This window comes from Pontibacter sp. HJ8 (genome assembly GCF_054824225.1).
The window spans coordinates 1-8,010 of the sequence record NZ_JSYF01000086.1 but is presented as its reverse complement, the minus strand read 5'-3'; the positions used below and the strand labels follow the sequence as shown (position 1 = coordinate 8,010).

Below are 8,010 nucleotides of genomic sequence, written 5' to 3'. Positions count from 1 at the left end.
ATAGCCTGACTTACATGTAAGTCAGGCTATTTATAAATTACTACCTTCTTGGTGCTGTTGCAGCTAAATTCATTACAGGCACTACGGCTGTGTTTCAGAGGTATAGCCTTAGCGCTGCTCGCGCATGTTGTTGTACATATCTTTTGCGTCACGGCTCTTGCGGAGTGTGTTGAACTCCACCTGCAGGGCTGCCACCTTAATCTTGTCGCTGTTGTTCATGTTTGCCAACACCTGTTGTCTCCGGTCATTGAGCACCAGGTATACGTGCTCGGCATAGTCCCAGTCGCGCAGGCTCCAGTTCGTGCGTTGGGCCCTGACAGAATCCATAAAACGGATATACGTATCGCGCATCTGGCCTGCTTTCAGGTTCCGTATGTTGCCGGTACCTGTCAGGTTGCGTTCCCAGCGGGCGGCCGTCTCCCGGTCCAGCGGCTGGCCCTGCCGCTCTTCGTTCTGCGCCTCCCACTGACTATAACGGTTCTTCAGTTCCCCGTACTCCTGCTTTGACTGATCTGTCAGTTTGTTGGAACCCTGCTCCAGGTTCTTGCTACGGACCTTAAACTCTTCCTTTACGGCAGGCCATTCAGCCCGTGTTATGCTGTCGCCTTCAGTGGCTTTGCGGTTCATCCAGTTCCGCAGGTCTTCCAGGTCCTGCTCCAGTTTTGATTTGGACTGCGCCTGTACGCCAAACGTTAGCAGAGAGAACAGTAAAATCAAGGTTACTTGGGTAATTTTCTTCATGGTTGGGTGTAGTAAATGTATTCGGTTCATTCTTCTAACTTACCTCTGCCATAAATATTATGCCATAACAGGCATCTGTAGCTGTGTTTAGGCAAGGAAATAATTATTTAACACACCCTGTCGGGTTTACCTGCTATCTTTTTAGGGTAGCTTACGTTTAATGCAACGAAGGTAATATTGAATTACCCGCGCCGCACCTGGGAAATGTGCCGTTTGCGTTCTTCCCCTATCTAAACCCAAGTATTGTATGAGTAACAGCAGAGGCAACTTCCACGAAACCGTTGTTTCTATTTCAAATAGAGATGAGATCATACTGAGTGCCGAGCATTTTCCATTCAAGGCAACGCTCAGCCTCTCACCGCTCATCTCTTACTGGGAAAATAAAATAAAGACAGACCCGAACTGCAACGTGTCCCGTGTAAACGAGCTGGCCAGTTTGTTGCGTCAGAACCCGGAGTTGCTCGAACCTATCCAGGACGTCTCCCTAATCGACAAGTATATCAACACGGTAGACATCCTGATGGAGGACATCTTCCCGAGTGCCTTGTGGGAGAATGATCTGCGCGCCACGGTGCTGCCTTTCCACTTCGACAGCTTTTATGCGACACCGCGCCTCGAGGAACTCGACCTGCTGGGAGGCGGAAACTATACCGAAAAACTCAACCTGGACCTCAAAACCCTGCTTTTCAGGCTAACACTTTCCGCCTATACCCTGATCCTGGAGAAGTTCTACAATGCCAATTTTGTCGTGGATGAGCCTTTCATCTTTACCATCAAGGACAAATTCACTAAGCTGGAGCGGAATTACAAGCTCAGCATTGACCTGAAGTTCATGAAGGTGAAGGCAAAAGGCCCCATCAAAAAACTAAGCACCCAGGAGATCAATTTCCTGATCAACCGCTACAACAACCTGGACCTCTGGATGCAGACGTTGCCACCGGAGAACTTTGAGTTCAGTGGCTTTGCCATCTACGATTTTACGGATGTGACCAACGAGGAGACCATTTCTTCGCTGCGTTACGACCTGCTCGATCAGGACTCTGTCAATACCAAAGAGGGATTTGAGAGCCTGCAACAGAAGCTGCGCGTGCTCTTTGGCCTGCCCGGCCTCCGGCTCGGACTGGTGTCCTGCCCGGCCCTGCATGAGTTTGATACCAACTACGCCCGCAAAACCTGGAACGGGCTGGTGCTCACCAACACCTGCGACATCAAAATGCAGGACGTGACCGAGTCCATTTACGACCCGGTCATCAAACGGGGCAGTACCATTGTGGTCGATGACCTCAAACAGTTCGAAGACCCGACACACCTGGAAAAGCAACTGATGGAGGCCGGTATACGCAACCTCATCATTGCCCCCCTGCAGTACGAGGGCAAAACGATCGGGATGCTCGAACTGGCTTCGCCTATACCTGGCGAGCTCAATGCGCTGTCTACGATCAAACTGAAGGAGATCCTGCCCCTGTTTGCGCTGGCCCTGAACCGCATGCTCGAGGAGCTGCGCAGCAGTATCCAGAACATCATCAAGGAAAAATATACGGCGATACATCCAATCGTGGAGTGGCGCTTTACGCAGGCCGCTATCAACCTGCTCGACAAAGTGGAACGCAACGTGAGTGCCGAGATCGAGCCGATCGTGTTCAAAGACATTTTTCCGCTTTATGGCGTATCGGATATCAGAAGTTCTGCCGTGGAGCGCAACAAGGCCATACAGGGAGACTTACTGGACCAGCTGGTCTATGCCAAAGAAGTGATACTGGCGGCCAAAGACAACCTCCCGCTTTCTATACTGGATGAGCTGGTATACAAACTCGACAAGTTCTCACAGAGCATTGTGCATGAACTGGCTTCCGGCGACGAAGTCACCGTCCTGGAATTCCTCCGGACAGAGATTGAGCCCCTGTTCAATCATTTTGAGCAGAAATATCCGTCTACAAAAAAGCAGATCGATGTTTACCGCAAAGCGATCAATAACCCCAACGGCGTTGTGTACAACAAGCGCCGGGCATACGAAGAAAGTCTATACCTGATCAACGATACCATTTCCAATTTTCTGGACAGGGAAGAAGAAAAGGCCCAGCAGATATTCCCGCACTATTTTGAGAAGTATAAAACCGACGGGCTGGAATACAACATTTACATAGGCGCTTCGCTGCTCAATAACGGGCACTTTGAGCAGCTATACCTCAAGAACATGCGCCTGTGGCAACTCATGCTGACCTGTGAGATCGCCCGCCGCATCCAGAAGCTGCGCGCCAATCTTAAGCTCCCACTCGAAATCACCCAACTGATCCTGGTGCACAGCAATCCGATTTCGATCCGGTTCAGGCTGGATGAGAAGAAGTTTGACGTAGAAGGGGCCGATAACATCCGCTATGAGATCATCAAAAAGCGGATCGACAAGGCCGTGCTGCGGGGCACCGATGAGCGCCTGACGCAGCCCGGTAAGATTGCGATCGTGTACACGCAACCGCGCGAGGCCGCGGAGTACCAGCGCTATATTGATTTTCTGCAGTCCGAAGGCTACATCCACGACGAGGTAGAAGACCTGGAACTGGAAGAAATGCAGGGTGTGCAAGGCCTGAAGGCGCTACGGATCGCTATCAACTTCCAGAATCAACTGCGCCACAACATCGACACCGGCGACGAGTTGCTCACTATTGCCAGAACCGCCGCTTTAAACTGAGACATTAGCGCAGGCAAACAGGTGTGCAATCCTGCTTAAATTGTACTTTACACAAACAGGTAACTTTTTTATGAGTCTTAAACACAACACAAAATACTGATTTACAGTATTTTGTGTTTTTGTTTATATTGCATGATTCTTTCAAACCTGTACTTGTATTAGATTTTATTTAACTGAGTGCAATTATTATCTAAAAACCTGCGTTCTACCTGAGACTGCCGGAGAAACGTACCGGTCGGTTTAATTTTTCACTATTTCAACTTTTAGCCAAATGAAATTGAAAAACAGTTTTTTACCCGCCATGTTATTTTTTGGCGTGGTAGCACTATCTTCTTGTGAGAAGAGTGAGCAGAATGAAGCGGACCCTACTTTTGACAAGGGAGCACTTTCGCACGTGATGATGGACTCCTCCGAGGTGACCTCTTTCAGATTCGCAGGCAAACAGCTAACCCAGGTCAACCATTATGACAAGGAGTCGGGGGAGATCGAAAGCTTCGAGAAATTTGAGCGGGACGACAAAGGCCGCCTCGTCAAAGCGACTTCTTACATTGGCAAAAGCCAGGCGATCATGTCAGAGCAGGTGTATACCTATAACGACAAGGGCGAACTCTCCAAGACAAACACTGCTTACTTCACAGATGGCAAGCCGGACTACAACACCTATGCTACCTATGAGTATGACGCGGCAAAAAAACTGAGCAAGAAATCGGTGCACGAAGGCACAGAGGGCAAAGAAGGCGTCCTGAAGTCATTCACAAAATACGAAGTACTTCCGAACGGCAACTACAGCCAGGAGAAGCAGTACATCGTGGATGCGACCGGTCTTGCGAAGCTTTTCTCTACCACCACCAACTCGTTTGATGCCAACCAGAACCCGTTTCATGAGTTTGCGGAGCCCGGCACAGCCAGCAGCCCCAACAACCTGATCCGTTCTACGGCAGTGGTACACAACAGCAAGAAAACGTACACGCACTCCTACCTGTACAAGTATGATGAGCGCGGGTATCCGATCAGCCAGACGGTGACCTCCCCAAATGGCAAGAGCCAAACCTTCACGTATATGTATAGCAACTAAGCAGCTGCCTGTACTTATCAAAAGCCTCCGGATTTACGCAATCCGGAGGCTTTTTTTATGCCTTAAGTCGTAGCTTTCCGCTTTTGGAGTGGCCATATATCCTCTGAAAGCAGTATATTTGTTTTGAACAAAATATAAGACCGTGTCAAAAACAAAAATTACAGTAAACAACAACGGATCGCTGAGAATAGAGGGCGAATTTGAGATAGTAGATAAAGAAGGGAACGTGTATGGCCTGGGCGGACGCGAACTGGTATCCATTTGCCGTTGCGGCCTGTCACAGAACAAGCCCTTTTGCGATGGCTCACACAAAGGCCATTTTGAGCATGACGCGCAGGCGTTTGACCTGCCACCCAAGAAGCAGTAACAGCCGGTAAACGTACGTACCCATGGCAGAGCGCTTAATCACCATTGCCACTTTCAGCCATCCCACGGAAGCCCATATCCTCAAAGGCAGACTGGAAGCAGAGGGTATCCCCTGCTTTCTGGGCGATGAGCACATCATTGCGGCGCAGCCTTTGTACTCTGTGGCAGTGGGCGGCGTAAAGCTCCGGGTAACAGAAGGCGATGAGCAGGAAGCGCGCGCTATGCTTGCCCGGATTCAGGGCGGCACCAATGAATACATTCTGGATGACAACATAGAGTTCGCTCCGCCCATGCAGGAGCAGGTGCAGGAGACTACTTGCCCCGAATGCGGCTCTGATCACATTGCGGCGGAAAAATTTTCCAAGTCTGTCTTCTCCTTTTCCTATCTGCTGCTGGGCTTTCCGTTGCCTTTCATCAACCGCAGGTATACCTGCTATGACTGCGGCTATACCTGGAAACATATCTAAAAAGGGAGCCATGGTGGCTCCCTTTTTAGATATGTTTCCAGACGCAAGCAACCGGCTTCTCTTTACTGGTTCTTCAGGCGATCTACCAGCTGTATGTATTCCTCCTGAGCTTCCTCCTGGTCTTTGCCCCTCAAATTGGCCCAGGCGTCCCATTTGGCTATGTTTTTGAAGTCAAATCCTCCGGGACGGTCCGTGTTCACATCTCCTTCGGTGGCCTGCTTGTAGAGCGCATAAAGCTGTAGCAGCACGTCGTTTGATGGGCGCTCTGTCAGTGTTTTGGATCGTTCTACTGCACTTTCAAATTCCTGTTGTGTAGCCATAGTCTATCGTGATTTGGTTTGTGTAAACAAGGTATAAAAAAATACGCTGCATGCATAACTTTTTATTTCAGTTTGTTTAATAACCATTTTTAGTATTTTTAGTATTCGAAAGAGCTTACACGAGCTCCGGCGATTCCAAGATTTTCAATTCAGCAACCTATGACAAAACTAAAAACAGGAGTACCAGGCAGTACGGCCTTGCTCTCAATGTGCCTGTTGGTGGGTACAGGCTGCAGCAGCAGCAATACGACGACAGCCCTAGCAGACACAACTGCTGAGCAAACCACCGCTGCCGCCACTACAACGCCGGCAGCGCTGCAGCCGCCGGTAGCCCAGAAGCAACCCAAAGAACTGACAGCACACGGCGACACCCGCATCGACAACTATTACTGGATGAATGAGCGCGAGAATCCGGAGGTGATCGCCTACCTCAATGCCGAAAACGCCTATACCAAGCAGGTGATGGCAGATACAGAGCCGCTGCAGGATAAACTCTTCAAAGAAATCGTAGGCCGCATCAAGCAGACGGATGAATCAGTGCCTTACGAAAAGAACGGCTACTTCTACTATACCCGCTTCGAGTCAGGCAAGGAGTACCCGATCTTTGCACGCCGAAAAGGCTCGATGAAGGCCCCCGAAGAAGTGATGCTCAACGCCAATGAGCGCGCCGAAGGCAAAAGTTACTACGCCCCTGCCGGCCTGAATGTCAGCCTCAACAACAGGCTGCTGGCTTTTGGAGAAGACACCGTAAGCCGTCGCCAGTACACCCTCCGCTTCAAGGACCTGCAAACGGGTGAGCTGCTGCCCGACCGTATTCCGAATACAACGGGCGGAGCCGTATGGGCCAACGACAACAAGACAGTGTTCTATACCATGAAAGACCCGTCGCTGCGCTCTTTCAAGATCTTCAGCCATACCCTGGGCACCCCTACCTCGCAGGACAAAGAGGTATACCACGAGAAAGACGAAACGTTCAGTACGTATGTCTACAAAACCAAGTCCGATAAATACATTATCATCGGATCCAGCAGCACCCTGTCGCAGGAATACCGCTTTGTAGATGCGGCCAAGCCTGCGGAATCTTTTAAACTCATTCAGCCTCGGGAGCGGGGACTGGAGTATGATGTAGACCATTTTGGCAACAACTTCTACATCCGGACCAACAAGGACGGGGCCACCAACTTTAAGCTGATGCAGACGCCGGTAGGCAAAACCACCAAGGAAAACTGGAAGGAAGTGATCCCGCATCGCGCGGATGTGCTGCTGGAAGGTACCGAAATCTTCAAAGACCACCTGGTGCTGCAGGAGCGCAAAAACGGCCTGGCGCAGCTGCGCATCAAAAAGTGGAATGACCCTAAAACCGACTATTATGTCGACTTCGGGGAAGAGGCGTATACTGCCAGCATCAGCATTAACCCGGACTTTGACAGCAAAGTACTGCGGTTTGTGTATAGCTCCCTCACCACGCCCAGCTCTACCTTCGACTACAACATGGAAACGAAGCAGAAAACGCTGCTGAAAGAACAGGAAGTAGTGGGAGACTTCAACAAAGAGAATTACGAGTCCAAGCGCATCTATGCCACCGCTAAGGATGGCACCAAGGTTCCGATCTCACTGGTATACCGCAAAGGGCTGAAACTGGACGGGAACAACCCTACCCTATTGTATGCATACGGCTCGTATGGCATCACCATGAATCCAAGCTTCAGTTCTGTACGCCTGAGCCTGCTCGACAGGGGTTTTGTGTATGCGATTGCCCACATCCGTGGCGGACAGGAGATGGGGCGCCAGTGGTATGAGGACGGAAAAATGCTCAAGAAGAAGAATACCTTCACCGACTACATCGCCTGCTCGGAGTACCTGATCCAGCAGAAGTATACGAATCCGGACAAACTGTTTGCACAGGGCGGCAGTGCCGGAGGTCTGCTGATGGGTGCGGTCGTGAACATGCGCCCGGACCTCTACGAAGGCGTACATGCCGCCGTACCCTTTGTTGACGTGGTAACGACCATGCTCGACACCAGCATTCCATTGACTACCGGTGAGTTTGACGAATGGGGCAACCCGGCTGAAAAGCAATACTACGACTACATGCTGTCTTACTCACCCTACGACAATGTAGAGGCCAAGGAATACCCGAACATGCTGGTAACGACCGGTCTGCATGACTCCCAGGTACAGTATTTTGAACCAGCCAAGTGGGTAGCCAAGCTGCGTGAGATGAAGACCGACGACAACCTGCTGCTCCTGCAGACCAACATGGAAGCAGGCCACGGCGGTGCCTCCGGCCGTTTCCAGCCCTACAAAGAGACAGCCCTGCAATACGCTTTCTTCTTAAAGCTGGCAGGTATAGCC

At 50.6% G+C, this 8,010-nt stretch carries 7 protein-coding genes; 5 read left to right on the top strand and 2 right to left on the bottom strand.

Annotated features, from left to right (window positions below; genetic code table 11):
* Positions 1 to 108: 108 nt before the first annotated feature.
* The gene (locus OB13_RS05320) at positions 109 to 741 is read right to left on the bottom strand and encodes a hypothetical protein (RefSeq protein WP_461489112.1); all 633 of its coding nucleotides are present in this window, start codon (positions 739 to 741) and stop codon (positions 109 to 111) included.
* Positions 742 to 988: 247 nt separating this feature from the next.
* Between OB13_RS05320 and OB13_RS05315 the strand changes: the two genes are divergently transcribed.
* From OB13_RS05315 to OB13_RS05300, 4 genes are all read left to right on the top strand, one after another.
* Positions 989 to 3,427: a GAF domain-containing protein gene (locus OB13_RS05315; RefSeq protein WP_461489111.1), complete on the top strand. Its 2,439-nt coding sequence runs from the start codon at positions 989 to 991 to the stop codon at positions 3,425 to 3,427.
* 271 nt (positions 3,428 to 3,698) lie between these two features.
* Positions 3,699 to 4,502, top strand: coding sequence for a hypothetical protein (locus OB13_RS05310; RefSeq protein WP_461489110.1), 804 nt, complete (start codon positions 3,699 to 3,701; stop codon positions 4,500 to 4,502).
* Positions 4,503 to 4,644: 142 nt separating this feature from the next.
* Positions 4,645 to 4,869, top strand: coding sequence for a CDGSH iron-sulfur domain-containing protein (locus OB13_RS05305; protein ID WP_461489109.1), 225 nt, complete (start codon positions 4,645 to 4,647; stop codon positions 4,867 to 4,869).
* A 22-nt stretch (positions 4,870 to 4,891) separates the two neighbouring features.
* Entirely contained in the window at positions 4,892 to 5,335 is a 444-nt protein-coding gene (locus OB13_RS05300) for a putative signal transducing protein (protein ID WP_461489108.1), read from the top strand.
* Between the two features lie 62 nt (positions 5,336 to 5,397).
* Here OB13_RS05300 and OB13_RS05295 read toward each other — a convergent pair whose 3' ends face one another.
* Positions 5,398 to 5,655, bottom strand: a complete 258-nt coding sequence (locus OB13_RS05295) for an acyl-CoA-binding protein (RefSeq protein WP_461489107.1) — start codon at positions 5,653 to 5,655, stop codon at positions 5,398 to 5,400.
* A 159-nt stretch (positions 5,656 to 5,814) separates the two neighbouring features.
* Between OB13_RS05295 and OB13_RS05290 the strand changes: the two genes are divergently transcribed.
* Positions 5,815 to 8,010 (top strand): S9 family peptidase (locus OB13_RS05290; protein ID WP_461489106.1); only part of this gene is annotated, 2,196 nt, incomplete at its 3' end.